At 58.6% G+C, this 25,232-nt stretch carries 23 protein-coding genes and 1 pseudogene; 5 read left to right on the top strand and 19 right to left on the bottom strand.

The genetic code is table 11. The features are described from left to right. Nucleotides 1-173 precede the first annotated feature (173 nt). Nucleotides 174-830, top strand: coding sequence for a phosphoribosyltransferase (locus ACRYA2_RS14385; protein WP_433629374.1), 657 nt, complete (start codon nucleotides 174-176; stop codon nucleotides 828-830). Nucleotides 831-876: 46 nt separating this feature from the next. Here ACRYA2_RS14385 and ACRYA2_RS14380 read toward each other — a convergent pair whose 3' ends face one another. After that, complete coding sequence (locus ACRYA2_RS14380) at nucleotides 877-1,023, bottom strand: hypothetical protein (RefSeq protein ID WP_433629371.1); 147 nt, start codon at nucleotides 1,021-1,023, stop codon at nucleotides 877-879. 205 nt (nucleotides 1,024-1,228) lie between these two features. Between ACRYA2_RS14380 and ACRYA2_RS14375 the strand changes: the two genes are divergently transcribed. Next, a complete protein-coding gene (locus ACRYA2_RS14375; RefSeq protein ID WP_433629368.1) occupies nucleotides 1,229-1,648 on the top strand; it encodes a CBS domain-containing protein in 420 nt (139 codons plus the stop codon). A gap of 336 nt (nucleotides 1,649-1,984) precedes the next feature. Here the strand turns inward: ACRYA2_RS14375 and ACRYA2_RS14370 are convergent, their stop codons facing one another. The 3 genes from ACRYA2_RS14370 to ACRYA2_RS14360 all read right to left on the bottom strand — a co-directional run bounded on the left by ACRYA2_RS14370 (nucleotide 1,985) and on the right by ACRYA2_RS14360 (nucleotide 4,425). Then, nucleotides 1,985-2,311, bottom strand: coding sequence for an MTH1187 family thiamine-binding protein (locus ACRYA2_RS14370; protein ID WP_433629365.1), 327 nt, complete (start codon nucleotides 2,309-2,311; stop codon nucleotides 1,985-1,987). Between the two features lie 251 nt (nucleotides 2,312-2,562). Then, nucleotides 2,563-3,780, bottom strand: a complete 1,218-nt coding sequence (locus tag ACRYA2_RS14365; protein WP_433629363.1) for a CBS domain-containing protein — start codon at nucleotides 3,778-3,780, stop codon at nucleotides 2,563-2,565. Nucleotides 3,781-4,005: 225 nt separating this feature from the next. Beyond that, a complete protein-coding gene (locus tag ACRYA2_RS14360; RefSeq protein ID WP_433629360.1) occupies nucleotides 4,006-4,425 on the bottom strand; it encodes a universal stress protein in 420 nt (139 codons plus the stop codon). A 189-nt stretch (nucleotides 4,426-4,614) separates the two neighbouring features. On the opposite strand from ACRYA2_RS14360, the gene ACRYA2_RS14355 reads away from it, so the two are divergent. After that, nucleotides 4,615-5,256, top strand: coding sequence for a dienelactone hydrolase family protein (locus ACRYA2_RS14355; protein ID WP_433629357.1), 642 nt, complete (start codon nucleotides 4,615-4,617; stop codon nucleotides 5,254-5,256). A gap of 106 nt (nucleotides 5,257-5,362) precedes the next feature. On the opposite strand, the gene ACRYA2_RS14350 is transcribed toward ACRYA2_RS14355, so the two are convergent. The 4 genes from ACRYA2_RS14350 to ACRYA2_RS14335 form a co-directional block, all read right to left on the bottom strand. After that, nucleotides 5,363-5,542 carry a hypothetical protein gene (locus tag ACRYA2_RS14350; protein ID WP_433629354.1) on the bottom strand — a complete coding sequence of 60 codons (180 nt, stop codon included), beginning with the start codon at nucleotides 5,540-5,542 and terminating at the stop codon, nucleotides 5,363-5,365. Between the two features lie 78 nt (nucleotides 5,543-5,620). Further along, nucleotides 5,621-6,559, bottom strand: coding sequence for a hypothetical protein (locus tag ACRYA2_RS14345; protein ID WP_433629352.1), 939 nt, complete (start codon nucleotides 6,557-6,559; stop codon nucleotides 5,621-5,623). A gap of 309 nt (nucleotides 6,560-6,868) precedes the next feature. Then, nucleotides 6,869-9,136, bottom strand: coding sequence for a phosphoenolpyruvate synthase (gene ppsA, locus ACRYA2_RS14340; protein ID WP_433629349.1), 2,268 nt, complete (start codon nucleotides 9,134-9,136; stop codon nucleotides 6,869-6,871). Between the two features lie 482 nt (nucleotides 9,137-9,618). Then, nucleotides 9,619-10,206 (bottom strand): zinc ribbon domain-containing protein, encoded by a 588-nt coding sequence (locus ACRYA2_RS14335; RefSeq protein ID WP_433629347.1) that lies wholly within the window; start codon nucleotides 10,204-10,206, stop codon nucleotides 9,619-9,621. Nucleotides 10,207-10,209: 3 nt separating this feature from the next. On the opposite strand from ACRYA2_RS14335, the gene ACRYA2_RS14330 reads away from it, so the two are divergent. After that, nucleotides 10,210-11,775 (top strand): ABC1 kinase family protein, encoded by a 1,566-nt coding sequence (locus ACRYA2_RS14330; protein WP_433629344.1) that lies wholly within the window; start codon nucleotides 10,210-10,212, stop codon nucleotides 11,773-11,775. A 170-nt stretch (nucleotides 11,776-11,945) separates the two neighbouring features. Here the strand turns inward: ACRYA2_RS14330 and ACRYA2_RS14325 are convergent, their stop codons facing one another. The 7 genes and pseudogenes from ACRYA2_RS14325 to ACRYA2_RS14300 all read right to left on the bottom strand — a co-directional run bounded on the left by ACRYA2_RS14325 (nucleotide 11,946) and on the right by ACRYA2_RS14300 (nucleotide 19,820). Then, nucleotides 11,946-12,962 (bottom strand): AI-2E family transporter, encoded by a 1,017-nt coding sequence (locus ACRYA2_RS14325; protein ID WP_433629341.1) that lies wholly within the window; start codon nucleotides 12,960-12,962, stop codon nucleotides 11,946-11,948. A gap of 97 nt (nucleotides 12,963-13,059) precedes the next feature. Beyond that, nucleotides 13,060-13,161, bottom strand: a pseudogene (locus tag ACRYA2_RS26645) (helix-turn-helix domain-containing protein); the annotation flags it as partial. A gap of 74 nt (nucleotides 13,162-13,235) precedes the next feature. Continuing rightward, nucleotides 13,236-14,474 (bottom strand): RNA-guided endonuclease InsQ/TnpB family protein, encoded by a 1,239-nt coding sequence (locus ACRYA2_RS14320; RefSeq protein ID WP_433629338.1) that lies wholly within the window; start codon nucleotides 14,472-14,474, stop codon nucleotides 13,236-13,238. 4 nt (nucleotides 14,475-14,478) lie between these two features. Next, nucleotides 14,479-14,883 (bottom strand): IS200/IS605 family transposase, encoded by a 405-nt coding sequence (gene tnpA / locus ACRYA2_RS14315; protein ID WP_433629336.1) that lies wholly within the window; start codon nucleotides 14,881-14,883, stop codon nucleotides 14,479-14,481. A gap of 171 nt (nucleotides 14,884-15,054) precedes the next feature. Further along, a complete protein-coding gene (locus ACRYA2_RS14310) occupies nucleotides 15,055-17,775 on the bottom strand; it encodes a cation-translocating P-type ATPase (protein ID WP_433629333.1) in 2,721 nt (906 codons plus the stop codon). Between the two features lie 163 nt (nucleotides 17,776-17,938). Next, the gene (locus tag ACRYA2_RS14305) at nucleotides 17,939-18,823 is read right to left on the bottom strand and encodes a universal stress protein (protein WP_433629330.1); all 885 of its coding nucleotides are present in this window, start codon (nucleotides 18,821-18,823) and stop codon (nucleotides 17,939-17,941) included. A gap of 163 nt (nucleotides 18,824-18,986) precedes the next feature. Continuing rightward, complete coding sequence (locus ACRYA2_RS14300) at nucleotides 18,987-19,820, bottom strand: ZIP family metal transporter (RefSeq protein ID WP_433629327.1); 834 nt, start codon at nucleotides 19,818-19,820, stop codon at nucleotides 18,987-18,989. Between the two features lie 164 nt (nucleotides 19,821-19,984). Between ACRYA2_RS14300 and ACRYA2_RS14295 the strand changes: the two genes are divergently transcribed. Continuing rightward, nucleotides 19,985-20,857, top strand: a complete 873-nt coding sequence (locus ACRYA2_RS14295) for a CPBP family intramembrane glutamic endopeptidase (RefSeq protein ID WP_433629324.1) — start codon at nucleotides 19,985-19,987, stop codon at nucleotides 20,855-20,857. Between the two features lie 307 nt (nucleotides 20,858-21,164). Here the strand turns inward: ACRYA2_RS14295 and ACRYA2_RS14290 are convergent, their stop codons facing one another. The 4 genes from ACRYA2_RS14290 to ACRYA2_RS14275 all read right to left on the bottom strand — a co-directional run bounded on the left by ACRYA2_RS14290 (nucleotide 21,165) and on the right by ACRYA2_RS14275 (nucleotide 25,230). After that, on the bottom strand, nucleotides 21,165-22,424 hold the full coding sequence (locus tag ACRYA2_RS14290; protein ID WP_433629321.1) for an RNA-guided endonuclease InsQ/TnpB family protein: 1,260 nt from the start codon (nucleotides 22,422-22,424) through the stop codon (nucleotides 21,165-21,167). A gap of 340 nt (nucleotides 22,425-22,764) precedes the next feature. Then, on the bottom strand, nucleotides 22,765-23,466 hold the full coding sequence (locus ACRYA2_RS14285) for an ABC transporter permease (protein ID WP_433629316.1): 702 nt from the start codon (nucleotides 23,464-23,466) through the stop codon (nucleotides 22,765-22,767). Nucleotide 23,467: 1 nt separating this feature from the next. Further along, nucleotides 23,468-24,424: an ABC transporter ATP-binding protein gene (locus ACRYA2_RS14280; RefSeq protein WP_433629314.1), complete on the bottom strand. Its 957-nt coding sequence runs from the start codon at nucleotides 24,422-24,424 to the stop codon at nucleotides 23,468-23,470. After that, a complete protein-coding gene (locus ACRYA2_RS14275; protein WP_433629311.1) occupies nucleotides 24,421-25,230 on the bottom strand; it encodes an ABC transporter permease in 810 nt (269 codons plus the stop codon). Before ACRYA2_RS14275 ends, ACRYA2_RS14280 begins: the two co-directional genes overlap by 4 nt. Between the last annotated feature and the right edge of the window lie 2 nt (nucleotides 25,231-25,232).

The raw sequence follows: 25,232 nt of genomic DNA, 5'->3' as shown, positions 1-25,232 counted from the left end.
CTGGCGGCTGGCACGCTCGGTACCGGAGATGAGTATCCTCCCACCGGAAGGAGCGACGGCACTCACTTTTTCAGGTTGCATCGCTGGCCGTTCGCATATGGTCGCAGAGTTTCACCGAACCCTCGCGGAAAGGAGACGGTGTTATTTTCTGTCCGAGGGTCCTATCGAAGCGTATGTCTGGGGGACCCGGGGGAACCGACCGGTTCCAGGATAGAATCGATGCTGGCCAGCAACTGGCTGACGCAATTGCGGAACGCGACGTAGATGCTGACATCGTACTCGCCATCCCACGTGGTGGCCTTCCGTTAGGACGCGAGGTGGCGGATGCACTCGAGTTGCCACTGGATATCATCGTCGCTTCGAAGATCGGTGCGCCAGACAATCCAGAGTATGCCATCGGTGCGGTAGCCAGCGACGGGAGCGCATGGTTCAACGAGGAGGCCATCGAACGAGTTGGCGCCTCGGACGATTACCTCGAACGCGAGCGCGAACGGGAGGCTCGGAACGCACGCGAGAAGGCCGAACGATACCGCGGCGAACGAAACGAACCTACTCTCGCGGGGAAGACAGTCCTCGTCGTGGACGACGGTGTCGCGACCGGGTCGACTGCCATCTCCGCAGTACGGTTAGCCCGCGAGAAGGGAGCCGAGCGAATCGTCGTCGCCGTCCCAGTCGGACCGCCGAGCACGATAGACGACCTCCGAGCGGAGGCCGACGAAGTGGTCTGCCCAACGACGACGTCAGCGTTCAGTGCGGTCGGGCAGTTCTACGAGAACTTCGAGCAGGTGACCGACGAGGAAGCGATGGCGTACCTCTACGAGGAGTCGTGAACCGCCTCGGGGTCACGTGGTTCGAGACGCCGACGGCGTCTCGTCATCACGGGAGAGCTTCGCTCTCCCGAACGACCCCGAGGTACTCGCCCTGTCCCGCCTGTCGACGGTCTCCCGCCACGCCGACGTCGATCGAACCTCCGGCTTCGACGATTCGGGGTGGGTACTTGGCGAGCCAGAACGCGTCGGCCATCGCGACGTAGACTCACGGTTACCGCGGAGCAGTCCTCGCCGTTCAAAAGCGAGAGAAACAGCTATCGACTCCCCCGGTGAGATTTCGGCTGTATCGATGCGAGAGTGCTGTTTTCGGTGGACATTGATGATGATTCTCACTATCCTATAATTCCCCCAAGGGACTACGTGGTCTTGCTTCGTAGAGTCTACTTGGAGGGATACAAATGCCAATCGAAGACCTCGCACGCAGTGACGTGGTCACTGCATCGGCTGAAACGTCCGTCACGGAGCTCGCGACGACGATGGAGCAACAGAACGTCGGTAGCATCGTGATCACTGAAGAGCGGTCCCCAGTCGGTATCGTGACCGATCGGGACTTGACCGTGCGCGTTCTCGCTGGACAGGCCGACCAGGCCGAGACCGCTGGAGACGTGATGACCGACGATCTCTGTACAATCGATTCTGGAAGTGGCTTCTACCAGGCAGCCGAATTGATGTGCGAACACGGTGTTCGGCGGCTTCCCGTCTGTGATGCCGACGACGAACTGGTTGGAATCATCACGGCTGATGATCTGACCGAGCTTCTTGCTGATGAACAGCAACAGCTTGCCGATGTTATCCGGGCGCAACGACCCCCGTACTAACTATCCATTTTTCGGATTTCGGGGGAAGAGACGCCTAGCGAGTAGCTGTGATACAGCCGTACTGTTCGCTGAACTTGGAGAAGGTGCCCGCAGCTTGCCTGCCGCTAACGGTAGTCGGTCACTCCCTCAGGAGGACAAAGACAAACCTGACCATCTCCTTGGCCAGCGGAATCGGTCGCTTCCCTACGTCATAGGTGTCGACCGCCTCCCGCGGCTTCAGTCGAGGAATTTCGACTCGCAACCGCTATAACCGGCCGGTGTCTGTCAATACCTCGGTCCGTCTCCACTCGCTCGTCGTCACACCGAGCGCGAGACAGGCGAACGCCAGCCCGTCACCTAGCCAGACCCCGATTCTCGGTCACGTTTCGGGTCGCGTCCGAGCACGCCTGCGACGGACTCGACGCGGTCCTCGACGTGTTGTTCGCGTTCTTTCTGTTCATCGACCTCCAGTGAGGATATGATACGGTCGCTTTCGACTGCGTTGTGTGCTGTCTGGACGGCATCGAACACTTCATCTACGTCCTCGGCTTCGATGACCGTGTCGGTCGCAGTCAGTTCGTACGAAATGTCGAAATCGTCGAGCGCTTCGATTGCTTGTGCGATGTCTCGTGATAGACTTCCGTCGTGGACTGGGATGACTTCAAACCTGGCGATTACTGTCATGTTCATTCACTCCGGCTGTAGTACAGCTAGCGGACACTCCAACCCGCCGTACTACGGGGTATGTGAACATTCATCATAGTCGTTCGGGCCGGTCCATCGGTAGTTCTCGAGACGGACAATAGCTCACCTTGCCGACTTAACAGCGAGAGCTCTTCGGTCGACTGATGGTCAGACCCGTAGGACAGTGGGACGGAATGGTCGGAGTTCGAACCCTGGGAGTGTCGTCCTCACGGAGCGGTGTTGGATATCGGTTACTCCTCGAGCATCCAGCCGAAGCGCTTCTTCCAGTACTCCTCACTCGGGTGCTTTTTGCTTCGTCCGTAGGTCTTCTTGTCGCGGATTTGTCTCTCCAGGATGTCTCGCGCCTCGTTAATCGCTTGACTTGCGCCGTATCCCGTGCCCGAAGCGATATACAGTCCTCGGTCGGTGTGCAGACGAATGCGGGCGAGCAGAAGTGGCGTCCCACGCAGCTTCTCGTCGTGTTCGTGCAGGTGGATTTTCGCGTCCAGAACGTTCATGCCGTGATCTCTGTCGTCGAACTTCTCGACCATCTCCACGACCTCCTCGTAGCGCACGTCGTCTAACAAGTCGGTGCCGTAAATCTGGACGGCCCGATTGCCTTCGACCTCCCACGTGAGTGACTCGAGGACGTCCGTTTTTGTGACGATACCGTCGGGGCGTTCGTCTTCAGTGACGACGAGCGACGAGCCATCGATCTCGAACATCTCGTCGACGGCTGTGTCGAGCGTTTGTTCAGGTTGAATCGTTCGCACCGGCGATACCATTACGTCCCGAACCGGCAGGTCGAGGATACGCGCAAGTTCCCCTTCCCGGGCACCGAAGCCACCGCGACGCGCGCGACCGGCGCTGTCGGAGAGGTCTCCCCCGAACGAGTCCGTCCCGGCCGGGTCACCACCCTGACTTTGCTGGGTGGATCTGACCGTCAGGTCGGTCACGTCGTAGAGGCTCAAGATGCCGACCGCCGTGCTATCCTCGACGACCGGAAGATGCGTAATCCGGTGCTCACGAAAGATGTGGAGCACTTTACCAACCGTCGACTCCGAATTCACCGAGACGAGGTCGTCGGTGTAGGCGTCGGCGACGGTCGCCGCGTCGAGAAACGGCTTGACCTTCTGGAGAATCCCGTCGACGGTGACGACTCCGACCATGTCCCGACCGTCGAAAACGGGGAGGAGTTGGGAGTCGCCATCGATCATCAGTTGTGCGACCTTACGTATGTCTTCGTCGGGAGCAAGTCGGGGGACGTGCCAGACCAGCGAGCCGAGCTTTTCTCCTGGCTGGTGATGCGAGTTGGCGAGTTGTCTTCTGGTGATGACCCCCTCGAACTTATCGCCGTTCACGACAACGCCCTTGACGTCTGGATCGTCGAACGTGCCGACGAGTTTCGAAACCTGCGTCTCGGGAGTGTATTCTATGTACTCTTCCGAAACGATATCATTAATGTCCATGCTTTTTCACCGTCGGTTAGTCGTTTTTCAATACCCCCGAACTGTCCGGTTGCCAAGTGAACTCACGGTATTGGATTCCAAATACCCACCGGTCACTTCCATAACCCGGGAAGTCGCTTGATTTCTCGAAACGATGACTGCTAGAGCGTGGAAGGCTCGTGGCGCGTTATACACCGCATTGCCGACTCATTCGACTGACCGAAGTCGTCGTAGGTGACGGCGTGTCTACCTGATGATGGTAACCGGGACGTCTGCGTGGAGTACGACACCGAAGGATACGCTGCCCAAGAGCAATTGTGGAACGTTCGAGAGTCCTCTCCCGCCCATGATGACCTGGTCTATCTGGTTCTCGTCGACGTAGTCGAGAATACCACGAACAGGGTGTCCGATTACCACGTCCGTGTCGATGTCGACTTCTGCTTCTTCGGCGGCCGTTTCCGCTTCGGTGAGGAGTCCGTCCGCCTCTTCCATGGCCTGCTCTCGCAATTCCTCGCGTCCGACGAGGAGCTGGCCGTAGGGATTGTCGATGTATTTCTCGTCGATGACGTGTAACGCCGTGATCCCGGCGTCAGCGAACTGTTCGACGGCGTACTCGAGCGCAGCGAGTGACGGATCGGATCCGTCGTAAGGGACGAGAACCTGCATCAACGTTCACCTACCCCATCCGTTCGTATAAGTAGTTGGGAGAACAGCACTTCTGAACCCATATCGTTCCACACCGGGTGCCTCGAGTAGTTCACTAATCTGCGCCCTGCGCCACCCGTAACGTTCGGACGTTCTCCGGAGATGGAAACGGCCATGGTAGTAAAGCCGATTGGCAACGCAAATCTCGATATGGCTCAGAACTCCGAGAGCTTAGTATCCATTCCGGTCGACGACGTCGAACTCGAGGGTACGTTAGCGATTCCGGAGGACGCAGCGGGACTGGTCGTGTTCGCCCACGGGAGCGGCTCCAGTCGGAAGAGCCCGCGCAATAACTTCGTCGCGGAAGTCATTCGCGAGCAGGGGCTTGGTACGCTGTTGTTCGACCTGCTCACCGAACGGGAGGATCAGTTCCGCGAGAATCGCTTCGACATCTCGTTGCTGACGGACCGTCTCGTCGCGGTCACCGAGTGGGTGTGGAGCCGTGAGGACACTCGCGACCTGAACGTGGGATACTTCGGATCCAGTACGGGGGCCGCGTCAGCGCTCCGGGCCGCGGCCCGCCTCGAAGACGACATCGATGCAGTCGTCTCTCGAGGAGGACGCGTCGACATGGCTTCCGAGGTACTCGACGAGGTTCAAGCACCGACCCTGTTCGTCGTCGGCGGTGCCGACACCCAGGTACTCGAACTCAACCGCGATGCCTACGACCAGCTCTCCTGCGAGAAAGACCTGTACGTCGTCGAGGGAGCCGGTCACCTCTTCGAGGGCGAGGGCGAACTCGACGAGGTCGCCCACGTGGCGGCTGACTGGTTCGCTGACGCGCTACAGTGACCTCCCTGCCCTCCTTCGGCCTCGCGGCCTAGCCGAGTCTGAGGAGTTCATCCCGTCTCGACGATGTCGTACTGTTCGAAGCACAGTCGGAGTTTGCGTGTCGACGTCACGACGACGTCGCAGTACTTCTCGACGACGGGAACTCCGAACGCGGTTTTACGTTACCGCAGAGCCCCTGTTCGGCAAGTCCTCGAATCTCGCTCGCCACGTCGTACTCCTTTCCGAGGAGAATTGTCTGGCCGGACTGGGGAAGCGTCTCGTCGAAATCGAAGGCCACGAGCGACATGGTCGACGCTTCGACCGCCGTTCCAAAACTCCTCGCCAACTGGCGAACACGTTCTCAGACGTTGGTTGGTGACACGGGCTACTCCGGGCTTTCGTCGTTATAACGCGGTATCGAAAGCGCATTCTTCAATGGCAGGTAGTGGTAGATGTGCTCCGTCCCGAGTGCACCAACCGCTGGAAGTTCTCCGTTTCCTCGACCGAGCGACGCGGTGACCGTGTAACAGAGGGCGTAGTTCAAGCGGAAGTGATCTCGAGCTACTACTTCTGAAAGTTCATTACTAAGCTCCTCGTATATTTCCTCTCCGCGGCTCTGTGCAGCGTGGCACTGCGGTTCGGGATAGAACTGGCGAGAAAAGAACGAATACGCAGCTGGTGTAGCGAAGAAATCCGGGAGAATATCCTCTATTGAAACATTGGCATCGGTTCCGATTGAATCAGCACGGACCTGTGTCTCCAGCGATGCGACCGAGCGACGTTCCGGTGACTCGGAGTTTCGTTCCGCGAACGACGCGATACAACACTCGGGATAGCCGTGTATCCTCCCTTTATACCGGTCGAATGCGTGCTCGTCATCGTTGACGATGGCGGTCACGTTCCTCCGGACGATCTCTCTCGGCTTCGGTGCGTGATCTTCGGGATGGAAATATATCCGAGCCCCGAACTCGATCTTGTTGCGATTGCGAACGAGTTCGGGGACGACGATACACGTCCCAGGGTAGTTCTCTTGGAGAAACGTCACCTCCGGAATCCGGCGGTACGTTTCCCGTAACTCGTTCATCGCCTCCAGAAACGCGTCGGCGTCGAACGATTCGATACTCACCTCCGTGTCCAAAAGACGCCGTGAACGACGCAGTGCATCTATCCGTTCCGAAGTTGGGTCGATATCGAGTGCTGATAGTACAGCGATTCGATTCTCTAGATATTTCTCACTGAGTTGAATGCTCGCGCTTCGTCGGGTACCGGTCAAGACGGGCAGTGCCTCGAGAGCGACCACTGCTGGAAGGTTTTCGAAAGGCATCACGCTCTCCTATCGACATCGTGGCTTCGAGCTCTGTGGTATAAGACGTTTGGGACGACGAGCGCGATCGGACAGGTCATCGACCCCATCTCGACGGCAGGCTGTTGGTCTTCGTCAGCCCATACGCCGTGCGGGTCTTCCGTGCTCCGTAGTGTTCTACGTCTTGTCGAAGCATTATTATACATTATTAATGTTTTAACAACAGCCGGTTTTCCATTACAATACTATCTCTGTAATGGAGTTTACGAGCCCTGTCAGCGAAGGAATCGACCGCACGGATTCCCGGGGAAGAAGCGCCACGTGAGCGCGTCAGTTGTCTCGCCCGTCTTCGATCTCCGCAATCCGTGTAATCGTTTCGAGGACCACATCTGGCGTAACCGAAATCGAGTCGATATCGGCATCTAGCAGGAACTGTACGTATCCCGGTACTGTCGAAGGGGCGTCTCCACAGATACCGACGTTACACCCAGCATCGTGCCCTGTCTCGATGAGCGAGCGGATGAACCGTTCGACGGCCTCGTTATCCTCCTGAAAAAGCGGAGCGAGCTTTGCCGAGTTTCGGTCGATTCCCAGAACGAGCTGGGTGAGGTCGTTCGTACCGATAGAAAAACCATCGAAGAGCTCGCCGAACTCGTCCGCGAGGATGATATTCGACGGAAGTTCGGCCATCACGTACACGCCGCTTTCGTCCGGATCGAGTCCGAATTCGTCCATGAGGGCCTTCACCTGCTGACCCTCGTCGGGCGTTCGACAGAACGGGACCATCGCAATCACGTTGTCGAGGCCCATGTCCTCTCGAACGCGCCGAAGCGCCTCACACTCCAGTTCGAACGCCTTCTGGAACTGTTCGTCGTAGTAGCGAGATGCCCCACGCCACCCGAGCATCGGGTTCGCCTCGTGGGGTTCGTACTGCTGCCCCCCGTGGAGATTCCGGTATTCGTCGCTTTTGAAATCACTGAATCGCACGACGACCTCGCGAGGGTAGAACGCGGCGGCGATTTTCGCGATTCCGGTACGCAGTCCCTCGATAAAACGCTCCGACTCGCCCTGTTCGATGGCATACAGCGGATGGTCGCCGATAGAGGACGTGATGATAAATTCCTCCCGGGCGAGTCCCACGCCATCGACCGGCAGGTGAGCAAATGAAAACGCACGCGAGGGGTCGCCGAGAATAAGCATCACGTCCGTTTCGGTCTCGGGGATTTCGTCGAGTTCCTCCTCGTGTACCTCGTAGGCAAGCTCACCCTCGTACACCCGGCCAGTTGCTTCGGTACAATCGACGGTCACAGCGTCGCCGTCGCGTAGCACCTTCATCGCGTGATCTGCTCCGACAATGGCGGGCAAGCCGTGTTCTCGGGAGACGATGGCCGCATGCGACGTCTTCCCGCCGTGTTCAGTCACGATTCCTGCCGCCTTTCGCATGACAGGTTCCCAGTCGGGGTCCGTCGTATCCGTGACGAGTACGTCTCCCTCTTCGAATCGATCCATGTCACTGAGCTCCGAGAGGATTCGCACCGAACCGGTTCCGATGGCAGACCCGATCGAAACGCCCTCAACCAATACGGGGCCGTCCTCGGTTCGATGATACGTCCGAATAGTTCGCCCGGTCATGGCCGAGTGAACAGTTTCTGGTCGCGCTTGGACAATATAAAGTTCGCCACGTTCACCATCGAGCAGCCACTCTATGTCCATGGGTCGATCGAAATGGTTCTCAATCTGCTTTGCGTACGACGAAAGCGACGTCATCTGATCGTCGGTGAGAGCGAACTGGTTTCGATCTGATTCGGGAACGGGCTCGACCACGTTCTCGCCTTCCTGCCAGACCATTCGCTGTTCCTTCGACCCGAGCTCCCGCTCGATGATGCCGTTCGTCGGCTTGAACACGATGTATCGATCGGGATCGACTCGGCCCTGGACTAGAAGTTCACCGAGTCCGTATGTGGCTTCGATCACGACGGCGTTCTCGAATCCCGTGTCGGGATCGAGCGTGAACACCACCCCGGAACTCCCGAGGTCGGCCCGTCCCATCGTTTGAACGATGCACGCGAGTTTGACCTCAAGATGATCGAATCCCCTGTCCTCTCGATAGGCGATTGCGCGATCGGTGAACAGCGACGCGTAGCACCCTTTGACCGCCTCGACGAGATCCTGCTCGCCGGAGACGTTGAGAAACGTCTCCTGTTGTCCCGCGAACGACGCGGTCGGCAGGTCCTCTGCCGTCGCGGAACTCCGAACCGCGACCGCCGGATTCGCGGTGTCCAGTCGCTCTCCCAGCTGTCGGTACGCCTCGTGAATCGTTCGTTCGAGGTCGTTCGGCATCTCCGCCGACTCGATGCGGCGTCGGATGCGGTCGCCTCGCTCTCGCAAGTCTTCGACGTCGTCCGCGTCGAGCTCGTTCAACTGGTTGGCAATCCAGTCGTTGAGATTCGTCGCCGACAGATACCGATCGTACGCGGTCGCCGTCGTCGTGAACCCCGGTAGCACCGGAACGTCGAGCGTTGCGAGTTCGCCGAGGTTGGCGCTTTTCCCACCGACGATGTCCACGTCTTCCCCTTCTATTTCGTCAAGCGTTCGCACGAATCGATTGTCCCCCACAGTAATCACCTGTTCGGAGTCTCACGCTCTACTAGTCAATAAACTTCGCCGACGGGGGTGTCAATTTCCCCACGCGGGTGACGGAGCCTCATGCTTTCCTCGACGAGGTGGATGTGCGCAGCGGCGACGCCTGTTAGTTCACTGTAGGCCGCTGGCCAACACGCATCTCGCCGGTACTAGCGGATAACGGGAGTGAGGACGTACCTTCGCCCGAGACCGCGGTCGTTCCCTGCCGGACAGGAGTGGAGAGCGTCAGTGCGCGAGAAATGGACGAGCGTCGTATTGGGACTACCCGACGTCGTTCGTTCCTGGGAGGGCAACGGCAGTCATGTGCTCACTGAAGTCAACTCCCCCGCCCTACTCGCTCGGGGCTTGCGCCCGCTCGCTTCGGTGAGGGTGAGGCTTGTCGGTGGACTCGACCTCTACCCCCTGCTCGGAGTACGAGACGAATCTTCGATTCGGTGTCACTGTCCCTGACTTCCGGACGAGCTGACCGTCGCCCGTCCGCCATGAGTCGTGAGCCCACGGTGGACAAACCGCCATCTAACGTTCTTCGCCGCGTTATAATCCGCGTTCGCCGTCGCACCACACGACTCGCACTCGAAGAAATTGCGTTCCGTGCGGTTGCCATCGCTGGTATGCCCGTACTCGCAACACCGCTTCGATGTGTTCTCTGGGTCAACGTACGACTTCGATACCGAGTTCCTCGGATTTGTACGCGACGTTCTTGACGAGTTTGTGGTGCGCCCACTGGTGGAATTTCCGCTTGTTCGGCCTCGAATCTCGAATGTGCGTCGGGTTCTCGAACGCGATGTGTGTGCAGTCGTAGGCGACGGCTTCCGCGAGCAACTGATTGGATACTCTGTCTGCCGAGGGCCTGAACCGATCGCGACGGAGTGTATCAACGGAGCTACTGGTCCACGACGCACGGACGAAAGAAAAGAATGACGAGTAGTGATACGTGATATCTCACCCACATATATATTGCCGTGTGGTCGAAAAGGAGAATATGACTCGCCAGCGGATGAGCAACTCTCCTCGACTGGAGGCATGAGATGAGCGGGTTCGTTCGCCGATATCTGCTGGTCGTTTTCCGATTTCTTCCCTTCGCAGTGGCTTTCCTTCGCGACCGACACCGGTTCCTCCTGTTTGGCCCCCGAAGGCAGGTCGACGAGGAGGTCCACCGACGGCGGGCCGAACAAGTTCGGGATACGATGCTGGAGCTCGGCCCGGCGTTCATCAAGGTCGGGCAGGTGCTTTCGACACGCCCAGACATCGTACCGGCGACGTATGCCGACGTGTTTGGGACGCTCCAGGACGAGATTCCCGAGGACGCGGGTGGGAATCCTCAGACGGTCGTCCGGGAGGAACTCGCCGACGAACTCGACTTGTCGACGCTCGACCCGATTGCTGGCGGGTCACTCGCCTTCGTGTACGTAGTTACGCACAGCGAAGGACAGCTCGCTCTGAAGGTGCGCCGCCCGGGAGTGAAATCCGTAATCGAACGCGACCTTCGAGTCATTCGTGGATTGATTCCCCTTGTCAGCGTCTTCGTCGAAGAACGCCAACAGTACTCGATTCAGAACGTAGCCGACGACTTCGAGGAGATAATCCTCGACGAATTGAATTTCGACCGAGAACGGGTAATCATGGCCGAAATCAGAGAGAATTTCGCTGACGACAATCGGGTCGTCATACCCGAGGTCTACGAGGACCTCTCCTCAGAGCGCGTGTTGGCCATGGAATACCTGACCGGTCGAAAGATAACCGACGACGACGCGTTCGACGACATCGACATCAACCCACACGAGATGGCGACTCGGGTCACGAAGACGTACCTGGAGATGGGGCTCGTCGACGGGGTGTTTCATGCGGACCCGCATCCAGGGAATCTCGCCGTCACAGACACTGGCCAGCTACTGATATTCGATTTTGGGATGAGCGAGCGTCTCCCGGCGACGATTCAGGAGGATATCGTCGGGCTCTATCGTGCACTCGTTCGGCGCGACGTCGATGCGCTCGTGGATGCACTGATTGCACTCGATGTCCTCGAAGCACGCGTCAATCGCATTGAGGTCAGACGTGTCCTCGCACTTGTTATCGAGAATCTAGAAGGGCGTTCAGATATCACCTGGCGAATGATCATCACCGAGTTGACGACGATGCTACGGGACTTTCCATTTCGTATCCCACCGGACGTGATGTTGCTCATTCGCGTCGGAACCGTTGGCGAAGGCGTCTGTCGCCAACTCGACCCAGAATTCGACTTTCTCGTCGTCGTTCGGTCGTTCCTGCTCGAACAGGGACTCATTGAAAGCGAACTCGAGGCACTCATCCAAAAGTCGTGGGAGGACGTCCAACGGTCGATACCCGCGCTGGCGCGTGTTCCTGCTCGCTTCGATCGAACGTTGGATCAGTTCGAGCGCGGCGAACTAGTCGTCCGAACTGAGCCCGTTGGCGAACAGGGACCCGGAGACCAGAACCTCGGATACGCAGTGCTCGCCGGAGCCCTGATCGTGGCCGCGGCTATTTTCTCGCTCCACGAACGACCATACGAGGTGCCGGCCAGTATCCTCGCTGCCGTCTTTCTTCTCGTGTATCTTGCTCGCCGGTACCGGTAGTACGAGGCCACCTCTACCGTGGACTCGACGCCAGATGTCGCGAAGACATATATTGAACGCGTCTGATCGTAGCTGTCAGGTATGGTAGAACTGGCGACAGCTGTGTTTATACTCGGAGCTTGGGAATCTGGCTTGAAAATGCGTTGTTCGACTGACACACAATCAAGCGGTCAGCCGGTGTCTACCTCGTCGAGCTGGACCCAGTTTTCCAAGGTGACGCGAAGAGTGGCTTTGAGCGCACCGAGAACGACGGGACCGAAGAACAGTCCCATAATTCCGAATGCGTACGCGCCTCCGAGGATTCCGAGGAGGATGACGGCGGGATTGAGTTCGGCGTATCTATCGACGGCGAATGGACGGAGATAGTCGTCGGTGAGTCCAACCACAATGACGCTGTAGACGAATAACCCGACGGCGAGCACCGGCTCGCCTGTGAGGTACAGGTAGACGACAGCCCCACCCCAGACGGGTATAGCACCGACGAGCGGAACCATCGCGAGTACAATCATGACGGTCGTCCAGAACACCGCGTTGGGAACGCCGGTGGCGACGAACCCGACTCCGGCGACAATCCCTTGGACGATGGCGACGAAAACATGGCCGAAGAGAACGCCCCACATCACGTCGTCAATTTCGGCGTAGAGGTCACGCTGAACGTCTGCCGGGAGGGGAACCGTTCGGTAGAGCCAGTCGAGCAAATCGTCGCCGTCTTTGAGGAGGTAGTAGACGAAAAAGAGCGCCAGCGCAATTCCGATGAGGTGGAAGGTGACCGTACCGAACGCTTCAATCGACCGTCCGAACACGACCGTCCCAATTTCTCGTCCTGAGCCGACAAGTTCTCCGGCGATGTCGACCTCTTGTCCGGTGAGATTCTCGATTTGGGATTCGATCACCTCGATCTGCACCGAGTCTGTGTCGAAATCCTGGAGGATTCGGTCGGCACTATCCGCGACGGTCGCGAGGACCACCACGAATGGTGCCACGAATCCGGCAACTGCCAGAATCACGAGAGAGAGTGCAGCGACCATCGTCGACGTGTACTCTTCGAGGCGGACTTGCAGTGGATAGAGCGCGTAGGCGAGGAGTACGGCACCGAGGACGTACTGGAGAAACGGCTGGATCAGTATAACCGATAGCACGAGGAGGGCGACGACGAGGGCGAGGAGAAACCCCTTGCTGAGGTTCACGACCGTGAATTCGTCCCCCGATGACAAAAAGGCTCGATACCCCATCTAGACATCCTCCTCCGTCTGAAGGCGGAGGAATCCCGAGCGTAGGGACAACAAACAAAAGAACAACCCGGCCAGAGTCCGCCCGACGATCACGAATCGGACAGCCGTGGCTGGGAACACACATATACGGGCACACATCAGCATCGTGTGTCATCTACCCACGACTTCAGCCGTGGGCAGATGACCAAGCGAGCCGATCTGACGATTCAGCAAGTGAACTACCCTACCCTACTCGCTCACGGCTGACGCCGTTCGCTCCGTGAGGGGAGGGCTTCCTGCTTCCACGACGCGCTTTGCAGACACCGAGGTATCCACAGGGAGCGCAGTCTCCACAGGCGTTGATTCGGAGTATCCCACTCCTACGTCTTCGAGGCCGCGAGAAAGAATGTTCCACGCCGCGTTCGCGTCCCTGTCCGCCTCAAACCCACAGGCAGGACAAGAGTGTTCACGGACCCACAACGGCTTTTTCGTCGAGACGCCGCACGCCGCGCACTCCTTGGTCGTCCCTCTCGGGTTGACCGCCACGAAATGCGTCCCCTCGCGCTCGCACTTGTATTCGAGCAACGAGAGGAACGTTCGCCACACGGCAGACGCGGTGGTGCGGCTGTTCGACGGCGACTCCATCATCCCCTTCACGTTCAGGTCTTCGACCGCCACGAGGTCGTACTCCTGAGCGTAGTAGTTTGAGAGTTTGTGCAGGAAGTCGCGGCGCTTCCGTCGGAGGTCCGCGTGACACTCTGCAACGCGCCGCCGTTGGGTCTCCCAGTTGTTCGACCCGTGTTCCTTCCGCGAGAGTTTCCGTTGCTCGCGTTCCAACCGCTCTCGTTCGTCCGAGAGGTCAACCGATTCGACAGCGTGACCGTCCGTGTCGTGGGCGTACGTGAGAATCCCCACGTCGATACCGACGTACTGCTCGGGATTCTCGGGCGGTTCGGGCGGTTCACGGTCCATTTCGACGCCGAAGGTGGCGAACCACTCGCCCGTCGGTTCCTTCTTGACCGTGACCTGCTTGAGCGTGGCGTCGTCGGGGATGGAGCGGTGAAGCCGGATCGGCATGTCCCCGAGTTTCGAGAGGGACAGTACAGCCTGACCGCCCTTCTTGTCGAGCTCGAAGCCAGACTGACTGTACGTGAAACGGAACTCCCGTGGCGGCTTCCACTTGAGGTGACCGACGCCGTAGCCGTTCTCCTTGAGCTTGGAGAGGCCTTTCAGGTTGTCGAACAGCCGTTCCACAACGGTTTGGAGAACCTTCGAGTACACATCCGAGAGGTCGTCCCACCACTGCTTGAGGTCGGGGAGTTCCGACCGTAGGGTGGTCATGGACGGGAGTTCGCCGTGTTCGTCTTGATACTCGTTGAGGCGGTAGCGCGTGTGGTTGTACAGTTGCCGACAGATATCGCGGTGGCGGTCCAATTCCTCGCGGTGGGCGTCGGACGGCTTGAGACGGTACTTGTAGGCGTAGTACATGGCGCTACTCGCGTTGGTTCTCGACGTACTGCTTCAGCACATCCAGCGAGACCTGCCCCGTCGAGATGAGGCAGTACGAGTCGTTCCAGAACGAGTCGCCCCACAGTTCGGTCTTCAGTTCGTCCGCGTACTCGTTGCGGATACGGCGGGCGGTCGCGCCCTTGACCGTGTTGATGAACTTCACGAGGTCTGTGGTTGGCTTCGCTCGGAACAGGATGTGAACATGGTCGTCCTCGCCGTAAAGGTTCGTCAGTTCGACACCGTAGTTGTCCGTGAACCCGCTGATGACCTCGTGAATGAATTGGGTTCGCTCCTCGGTTAGCACTCCGCGCCGATACTTGGTGGTGAGTATCAGGTGGTAGTGCAAGGAATACGTCGAGTGCGCTCCCGAGTTGAGGTCGTACTCCATTGGGTTCGATTAATATTATACATTTCTATCGTAAAATATTGCGGTAGCGTGGGCCTGTGGGCCTGCCACCGAATCGTGTAAGAGAACTGTGCGGCGCTGTATCCCCTCCCTGCTCGCGCCTCCCCGTCGGCCGGCGCTCGCTGAGGAAGGGGGCTTAGCGCCTCAATTCAGCTAAAAGTCAAGTTGGGGTATCTCGAACCGTCGCCGAAACTCACGCTCTACCTGTCCGACACCGAGAGGAATCAGGCTCATCCCGAACACCACCAGCCATCCCTCGAGGCTGAGCGGAGTAGTGCTCAGCGCCAACGAGATACCGGGCAAGTAGACTGCACCGAACAGAATCAGCGTTGACAGGCCAAGCGCACCCCAGACGTACAGGTTCTCCGTGACTTCATTCCGAAGAATGCCAGACGTGACTTCCCGCACGTTGAAGACGTGCCAGAGTTGGGCGAACGCCAGCGTAAGGAACGAGATAGTGACGGCTTCCTCGGTCTCCATACCGCCGGCGTGCATACTCCCGCCGATCACGAACGCGCCGATTGTTGCCACCGAAATCAGTATCCCGTAGAACCCGAGTTCGGTCCAGTGGGTTCGCGTCATGATTGGTTCGTCAGGATTTCTCGGCGACCTATCCATGATGTCCCTGCTGCCCCCGCAAGCACCGAGTGCGAACGCCGGAAAGATGTCGGTCACGACATTGAGGAAGAGAATCTGTAGGGGGAGTAAGGGCAGCGGGAAGCCAAGAAGGGTGGCGATCAGGATAGCTAGTAGCTCACTGAGATTGCAGGACATGAGATACAGCACGAACTTCCGGATATTGCTGAAGATGATTCGACCTTCTCTAACGGCGTGGTAGATGCTCTCGAAGTTGTCGTCTCTGAGAATCATGTCCGACGCTTCTTGGGCGACTTGGGTCCCACGCTGGCCCATGGCAACGCCGATGTCAGCCTTCTTCAGCGCTGGAGCGTCGTTGACTCCGTCGCCGGTCATAGCCACAATAGAGCCGACGACCTGGTGAAGGTCGATCAAATCGAGCTTGTTCGCGGGGTTAACCCGCGCGAACACGGACGCATTCACGAACCGATCTTTCTCCTCCTGGGAGAGGTTCTCGGGGTCATCGAGTTGGCGTCCCTCGACGACCTCGACGTTGTCGGTGTCCACCAGTCCGACGCTGTGAGCAATGTTTCTGGCTGTTCCCGCGTGATCGCCGGTCACCATGATAACACGCATCCCGGCGTCCTGGCACCCCTGAATAGTCGACCTGACCTCCTCGCGCGGCGGGTCGATAAAGCCGACCAGCCCGAGCAACGACAGGTCCTCGTAGGGGGGATTTTCCGTACTGTCGACCTCTTTCCGAGCGAGCGCCAGGACGCGCAACCCGTCCTCGGCCATTCGGTCGCTCTTCTGGAGCCACTCCTTCCGGTCACTTCCTGACAACTCCTCAGTGTCGTCGCCCGTCACAATGCGGGTGGATGATTCGATGACTGCCTCCGGCGCACCTTTCACGGCGACTTTGTAGTCCCCGTTCACATCGTGATAGGTTGCCATCATCTTGACGGACGGGTCGAAGGACACCTCACGGGCTTCCGGCATCGAGTCGAGAAGCTCGTCCCGGTCGAGCCCTCCCTTCAGTCCTGCTATCAGGAGAGCGACCTCCATGGGGTCACCCGTCGCATCCGTCTCACCCTCTTGCTCTGTCACGGACGCGTTGTTACAGAGCACGCCCACTTCGAGCGCTTCCTGCATGACAGGGTCCCGTGGCTCGTCCAGTTCCTGGTCGCCGTGCTGGAACGTTCCGTCTGTGTCGAGCCCGGTTCCGGAAACCTCGACCGTCCCGTTCGCCAGCTCGTACTCAGCCACGGTCATCTCGTTCTCGGTCAGCGTCCCCGTCTTGTCGGTGCAGATGATAGTGGTTGAACCGAGCGTCTCGACGGACGCGAGGTTGGTGATGAGTGCGTTGCGGTCCGCCATCCGCCACATCCCTCTCGCCAGTACCAGCGTGGCGACGACGGGGAGCCCCTCCGGCACGGTTGCGATGGCCAGTGCGATAGCGGTCTCGACCATCAAGAACAGGTCCTGCCCTCTGAGCCATCCTGACACGAGAACGATCGTCGCTACCACCAGCAGGAATGGAACGAGTTTCTGCCCCAAATCGTCGAGCTTCTGTTGTAGCGGCGTCTGTTCCTCGGCAGCCTCCTGGAGTGACGCTGATATATGACCCAGTTCCGTGTCCGGCCCCGTGGCCGCGACGACCGCTTCTGCGGACCCCCGCGTTACGTACGTCCCCTTGTAGAGCATATTCTCTCGCTCGGCCAGCGGTACGTCTTCGTCGAGAGGTTCGCTCGTCTTCCCGACGGGGACGGATTCACCAGTAAGGGCCGACTCGTCGATCTGGAGCTTGGACGGTTCGACTATTCGCAGGTCGGCCGGGACGAGGTCACCAGCTTCGAGGACGACGATGTCGCCTGGAACCAGATCTTCCGCCGGGATTCCGTTCTCCTCGCCGGCTCGACGGACCCGGGCTTCGATTTCCGTTATCTCTTGGAGACTCTCCATCGAGCTGACGGCTCGCATCTCGGTGACAAAGCCGATGGCACCGTTGATGACGAGGACAGCGAAGATCGCGACGCCCTCGATAACGTCTCCCAATACGAACGCCGCTATTCCCGCAGCTGCAAGCAACAGGACGATGAAGCTTTTGAATTGGTCTGCCAGAATCTCCACCCAGCGTCTTCGTTCGGCCTCGCGTAACTCGTTGGGACCGAACCGCGCTCGTCTGCGTTCGACTTCTTTTTCGGTCAACCCCTCGGATTGCGATACGTCAGTTCGCTCTAGGACATCGCTAACCGATTGTGACCACGGTGTCTGGCTCTCGCGTCTGTCTCGTGACATCGCTCAGTGAAGACCTCGATTTACCCCGTCGGACTAACGGAAATTCGATACTGTCTGGCTCTGTATTGTTCGGCGTTCAATCCGCTTCGCAGCGGGTTCGAACGTGATCGGTTCGGTCGGAGCGAACGTCACTTATCGTCCTCCCAGATTAGCACACATAGTATCATACATGACTACTGTCCGGTTCTCGAACCGTCAACACCGGTATCGGAGACGTTCGAATGAGGTATTCGGTGACACTGCCCAGTACATATCGATCAAAGCCTGTCCGGCCATGTGTTCCGACGACGACGAGGTCGACGTCGTGCTCGTCGATATACGACAGAATCGCTCGATGGATTGACGGTCCGTGTTCGACTGACCTGGAAATTGATTCGACGCCAGCGGTCTCCGCAAATGCTCGTGCGTCCTCGATCAGTTCGTCTGCCTGCTCCTCCAAGGCTGACATCTGAAGGTCGCTCCGTACGTCGACACCGAGACTTGCAATAGCGATCACAGACAAGAGGTGAAATGCTGCCCCATCCGCCTTCGCTACGTCCACCCCCATCGCGAGCGCTTGATTCGCACAGTCGCTACCGTCGGTCGGGACCAGGACGTTCTGGTACGGATACTCGATCGTGCTGTCGTCGTCTGGCCGAATCGTGAGCACCGGAACGTTTGCTCTCCTGACTACGCGCTCGGTGGTGCTGCCGAGGAGGAACCGTTCGAGCCCCTGGCGTCCGTGAGTCGGCATGACGATAAGATCGACATTGTGTAAGTCAGCGTAATCGATGATTGTTCTATACGGTTCGCCCTGAACGACCTCGGTGACAGTTGTGACCCCTCGTTGTTTTGCACGGTCAGCAGTCTCGTGAACAATCTGCTCGCCTTCTTGTTCGAGGGTATCGACAACCTTACCCTGTATCCGAGTGGTACTCATCTGAGTCGTATCAGCAACATTAACAATGTGGGCCGTCGCATCATGAGCGGTTGCGATATCGAGAACGTGGTCGAACGCAACTGTCGCGCCGTCACCTCCATCGGTCGGGAAGAGAATCTGATCGAACATACTACTACTACAGACTGGATACACAAGTAGACAGGTGCAGCTGGTGTGTCCGTGGAGACCCAGTGGATTTGAAGAATGAATCCTCACTCATACACACCGCTGACTCAATTGAAGAACTATATCAATTCACGGATGGCAGTCAAGTATCTGATAAGCGTGCACTCTATCCCAGGCTGATATCGAGATAAAGCATCACGACCACGCCAGCCATTACTCCGAGTGTAGCAACTCGCTCGTACCCACGGATATGGGTTTCAGGGATGATCTCGTCGGAGATGACAAAGAGCATTGCCCCCGCGGCGAAGCCCATCGAGTACGGAAGTAATGGCTTGACGGCGCTCACTGCCAGTGCACCCAGCACCGCAAGTGGGATTTCAATGATACCTGAACGCACCCCGGCAAAGACTGCGTAAAAGCGGCGATCCAACCCGGCATTGATTGCGGCCACCGAGACCGCAAGTCCTTCAGGAATATTTTGGATGCCGATAGCGAGCATGAGCGGAACCGCGTTCTCGATGTCGCCGGAGCCGAAGCCGACACCCACAGCTAGCCCCTCGGGCATGTTGTGGAGCGTGATCGCCAAGATGAACAGGATTACGGGCTTCAGTCGCTCGTTATCGAGAGGGAGAGACGTGCTTGGGTCAGCCTCATCCGCTCGCGTGCTTCCGGTCAGCAGATAATGTGCGTGTGGAACGAGCCTGTCGGCTTGATCAAGAAAGACAACGCCGAGCACGATACCCACAAGCGTGGGAATCGGATTTCCACCAGAGTACTGCTCGATTCCTGGGATGATGAGACTTGTGAAGGCTGCAGCGAGCATCACACCGGCCGCGAATCCGAGCGCGCCATCGAGCGCACGCTCCGAAGGATTCCTCCAGACGAGCACCAGTGACGCTCCAAACAGGTTCAATACCGCGATAACGATTCCGCCGACGAACCCCTGAATTAGGGGGTTTTCGCCGACAACCTGAACGAACGGTTCGACTACTGAAACCATGATTTCATACTTTGAGTCGTCGGCCGGACAGCGTCGCGTCGTATCCTCCCGGACCCATTTCTATAAGGTACATCGACACAAGTCAAAAATCCCCTGATTAGGTGAGACAACGAATAATCTTCATTCGTTTAATGTTTTTCTGCTATGAGCGCGTATCGCCGGCTATGGTTGACAGCCGTTTACCGCTCGTTGACGACTATCCGGTCACAGCGTTCTTCGTTGGTGCGTACGTATATACGTGGCTCATCTCGGCCCCTGCGGCGTTCATGGAACCAAGTTGGCCCGCCGCTATCCTGATCTTCCTCGGGAGTTTCGGCCCGCCGGTAAGCGCCGCCACAGTCACTTGGTTGCAGGGCGACGATGTCCGGGCCTGGGCAGCTCAAATCACAGACTGGCGGGTTGGCTGGCAGTGGTGGGCCGTCGCACTTGGTCTCCCCATCATCGCGGCAGTGATAATCACTCTCGGCATCGTCGCCGCCGGAGGACCGGTCGACCTCGGCCAGGAGCTCCCGTCCCCACTCCTGTTCGTGGGCCTGTTCCTGTTCTCGATGGTTTTCAGCGGCGGCCTGAACGAGGAGCCCGGTTGGCGTGGATTCGCACAGCCCCGGCTCAACGACCAGTACGGTGCACTATGCGGGAGTCTGGTCATCGGCGTCGTCTGGGCGGTCTGGCACCTCCCGTACTTTGTCATTCCCGTCACCCCCCACTCCAGCTTCCCGCTCGTCAACCAGATCGGCTGGTTCGGCGGCATCCTGACGCTCTCGGTCATCCTCGCGTGGATCTACAACAGCACGGGTAGCGTGCTGCTTCCGATGGTCCTCCATGCCATGGCCAACACGGCAGACGTGATCATCCCACTAGCACCCGACCAAATCTTCGTGGAGGGAGTCATCGACGAAGGTGCGGTCGGCGTCGTTACCGCGGTCCACTTGGCGGTGTACGTGATCATCGCTTCCGCAATAATTGCGGTCTACGGTCGAGAGAAGCTCGCTCGGCGCGACGTGCCGGACGCGACAACCGTCGGCGGCCGTCCGTAGTCTGGAGTCCGTCACGCTGTACGACGAATCCTGTTCCTAGAGATGTCCGTTTCCGGTAATCGAGGTCGAAAATCAACAGGGCGACGTCCTGCACTTCGAAACCCCACCGGCGACGAAGTCCCAGCACACAGATTGCCTCTTCTCAATCTTTCTTCCCCCCATTCGAGATGAGAGCGACGTTGGATATTTACTAGAAGATGAAACACAATCGGTGTCCAGGGTGTCCACAGTAAACTACCCCACCCTACTCCCTCGGCGCTACGCGCCTCAGTCCTTGAGGGTGGGCTTTGATGTGGACTCCCGGCAATCAGTCGCCAGCAATCTGCTGGTAACTCTCGCCGTTCAATGTCCCACCATTTATACGCAGGTCTACTTCTGCGTCTCCGCCCCCCGACTTGGGCGAGGAACGGAGTCTGTGTGTTCGCTTCCGGGCGTACCGTAGCCCGATGTTCTTCGCAGCGTTGTAGTCCGCGTTCACATCGTAGCCGCACTTCTGGCACTCGAAGTGTTCCCCGTAGCGGTTGTCGTCGTGCGTGAACCCACAGTCCGTTCGAGAACAGCGTTGGGACGTGTGGTTCGGCTCGACTAGTTCCACGGAGACACCGCGTTCTGGGGCCTTGTAGGAGACATACTCATACAGGCGTCGGAACGCCCAGATGTGGTGCCACTTCGCCTGCGGAAGCCGCTCTCGGATGTCGGTCAGGTCCTCGAACACGATAACGTCGCAATCGCGTTCAACAGCTTCCGAGACGAGTTCGTTGGCGACGGTGTGGATGGACTGTTTTCGCCATGCTTCTTCGCGCTTGCCGAGTCGAAGCAAGGCGTTATGCGCGGCTTGCGTCCCGCGCTGTTGCATCTCCCCACGTCGCTTCTCGAACTCCTGTATCCAGTGGTCGTAGTCGTCTCCTTGCCAGAAGTGCCCGGTGGAGGAGATGGCGAGACTGTTGACGCCGAGGTCGATACCGAGGACTGTTTGGTGCTCGGTATCTTCCGAAATATCTGCGTCGTCTGCGTCGTCTCCTTCGGAGTCGTACTTCCGCGTGGTGATGTGGAAGTAGAACTCGTCATCCACTTCGTCGTACTGGAGCGTACTTGCTCGGAACTCGAACTCCTCGGACAGCACGTACCGCTCGTACGGCGTCGGGCTGTCCGAGGGAAGGTCAAAGTCGCACTCGACACGACCGTTGACAGTCGAGAGTGAGACTTTGTTCCGGTAGAACGTTGCGCTCCGTTTGTCGTAGAGTATGCTCCACGACGTGAACTCCGGTTGGCTCACCCGTTCCCCGTTTTTCCACCGTTCGACGCATCCTTTGACGGCTTGTACGGCGCGTCGGATGGCTTCTTGAACGAGGTTCGCGGTGAGGTCGGTTTCGTCGCGGAGTTCGTCGTAGAGCGCGTCGCGTGCGGTCGTGTTGGCCGTGACGCACTCGGTGTAGGAGTCGTCGGCCCAACAGAACTCGGCGGCGCGGTTGGCGCAGTGAAGGAATTGTCGGGCGGATTCGTGGAGGTCGTCGCGTCGCTCGTCGGGGACGGCGAGTTTGACGGGCGCGGTACGCCGGACCTCCATATTTCAGATGTAGGATCGGCGGTTCTTAAAGATCCGGGAGTCGGTTGGTCGGAGTGTGCTGGTTGTGTCGAACCGTGTCGGTTTCCGCCCCGACCTACTCGCTCACTTCGTTCGCTCCTTGAGGTCGGAGGCTCCCCCTCGAAAATGCTGAACGAGATTACTCGAGCGGAGGTGTTGTAGCTCTCATGTTAATCTGGTTGAGAGCGTCGAAGCTAAGCTGTACCACCGCACGGGCTCGGAATACGCTGACCGAGAGTACGATTTACAGCCAGAGGAGAGGATACTGCAAACCTGTTATCTGAGCCTTCGGGAGTTTTTCAGCTTTGAGTGAAAGAGACTGTTATGCACCGACGTTCGTGAGGTCATCTGACTGCGCGACTTCTCCTCCAAGATATCGTTCTAAGAGAGCAAACCCGGAGTCGAGTGTGATAGCGAGTAAGGCGCCGGGAATTGCGCCAGCGAGCGCCATCTCCATGTTATAGAGTTTGATACCTTGCATGACCCAGGTACCGAGACCGCCCCCTCCGACGAAGAAGGCGAGATAGGCGGTCCCCACGCCGATGACCGAACTCGTCCGGATGCCGGCGAAGATGACCGGGACAGCCAGTGGAAGCTGGATTTTCCGCAGGATATCGATTTCAGTCATTCCCATTCCGCGCGCCGCCTCGACGATAGCATCGTCGACGTCCTCGATTCCCGCGATAGTGTTTGTCAGAATCGGCAGTAGCGCGTACGTGAAGAGGCCGATGACGGCCGTCGTGAAGCCGATGCCGGTGATAGGCATGATGATGAAGATGATTGCGATGGTCGGTACAGTCTGGGCAGTGTTTCCGAACCCCTCGATGGTCGACTTCGCGCGAGGGAACCGCGTTGCTGCGATGCCGAGCGGCACGGCGACGAGTATCGCCAGTAGCTCTGAGACCAACACGAGCTTGATGTGAGTCCAGAGCACAGTAAGGAACTTATCCCAGTTGTTTACGAGGAACTCGTAGGCTCCGGGGAGTTCGCCGAGAATCCCGAGGGGAAGGAGTGGTGTCGTCATGTTAGACTGACCTCCGCGTCGGATCGCTGGTTCCCTGGAGGTCCGATTCTTCGACGACGCCAACTACTCGTCCATTCTTGGCGACTGGGAGTCGGTCGTCGTTGGTCTCCAGCAGCCGTGAGAGCGCGATATGGGCGGTGTCAGAGGGGGAGACTGGCTCGACGTCGGGCACTGACGTATCGTCGGTCTCGCGCATCACGTTCTCGACCAGCGTAACCTGCAGTTTCATGAGTTCGCGATCCTGGCCGATGAAGTCGCGAACGAAGTCGTTCTTCGGGGTCTCTAAGATGTTCTGTGGTGTGTCGTACTGGACGAGTTCGCCGACGTCGAAGATAGCGATGCGGTCGCCCATCTTGAGCGCTTCCTCCATGTCGTGGGTGACGAACAGGATGGTCACGTCGAGTTCTGACTGGATGTCGAGGAACTCGTCCTGCAGTTCTTCACGCGTAATGGGGTCGAGCGCGCCGAACGGCTCGTCCATTAGCATGACATCGGGGTCAGCCGCAAGTGCCCGGGCGACGCCGACGCGCTGGCGTTGTCCTCCCGATAGCTCCGTCGGGTGCTGGTTGGCGTACTCTTCTGCCGGGAGGTCCATGAGGTCGAGAAGTTCGTGGACGCGTTCTCGAATGCGGTCGTCGTCCCAGCCCTTGAGGTTCGGCACTGTGCCGACGTTTTCGGCGACGGTCATATGATCGAACAGGCCGATCTCTTGGATGACATAGCCGATGTCTCGCCGTAGTTCGATCTCGTCCATCTCCGTGATATCGGTACCGTCGAAGTAGACGGTTCCTTCAGTGGGGTCGATGAGGCGATTGACGAGTTTCATCGTCGTCGTCTTCCCGCATCCGGAGGGCCCTACTAGCACTGTCGTCGTCCCTTCTTCGACCTCGAAATTGATGTCTTCGATGGCGACGGTACCGTCGGAGTACACTTTGGTGACGTTGTCAAACTCTATCATGATCGTGAACGTGTGGAGGCTGGGGTACTCTCGGTGTCCTCGTCCGATGGGACTCGCGAGGGTGCGAGCCGAGCAAGTCCGTGGACGCCGCGGGTCCCGAGGTTCGGTTCTATTTCCTCACCGTTGCGCAGGCGCAACAGCTGCTCAACGACTCCCAGAACGTAGTCGACGGCGAGCGTGAGCAGGGCGAGCGCTATCGTCGCTCCGACGATTTGGACCGTATTCCCGCTCCGGTAGCCGTCGAATATCGGGGCGCCGAGTCCACCGGCGTTGACGACCTCGCCGATAGCTGCGATGCCGACGAGCAGCACGATCGCGTTGCGCAGCCCGGACATGACGACTGGGAGCGCCATCGGAAGCTGAATCTTGCGGAGGCGCTGGAACTTCGACATTCCCAGTCCCTCGCCCGCTTCGATGGCTGACTGGTCGACTCCGGTCAGTCCGACGTACGTGTTCCGGACGAGGGGGAGTTGTGTGTACAGAATAAGTCCCATGACGACCGGTGGTGAGCCAGTTCCGAGCGACGGGATGAGGAGCGCGAACAGGGCGAGTGACGGAATCGTCATCATGATGCCGGCCAGCCAGAGGACCACCGTTGCGAGGCGGTCGTTGTAAGTGATGAGGGTGCCAAGGGTGATTCCGAGCGGGACAGCGACGATGAGCGCTCGGGCGACGAGGATTGCGTGGTCGACTGTATGGCTCAACAGCGATTGCTGGTTGTCCGCGAAGTACTGCACCAGCTCGCCCAAGAACCCGAGCAGGACCACGGCGGAGTCGCCGCTCAGTACGAGGGCGTTAACAGCCATGA

The sequence above is a fragment of the Halomicrococcus pelagicus genome, from assembly GCF_050954125.1.
This window is presented reverse-complemented; position numbering and strand designations above follow the sequence as displayed.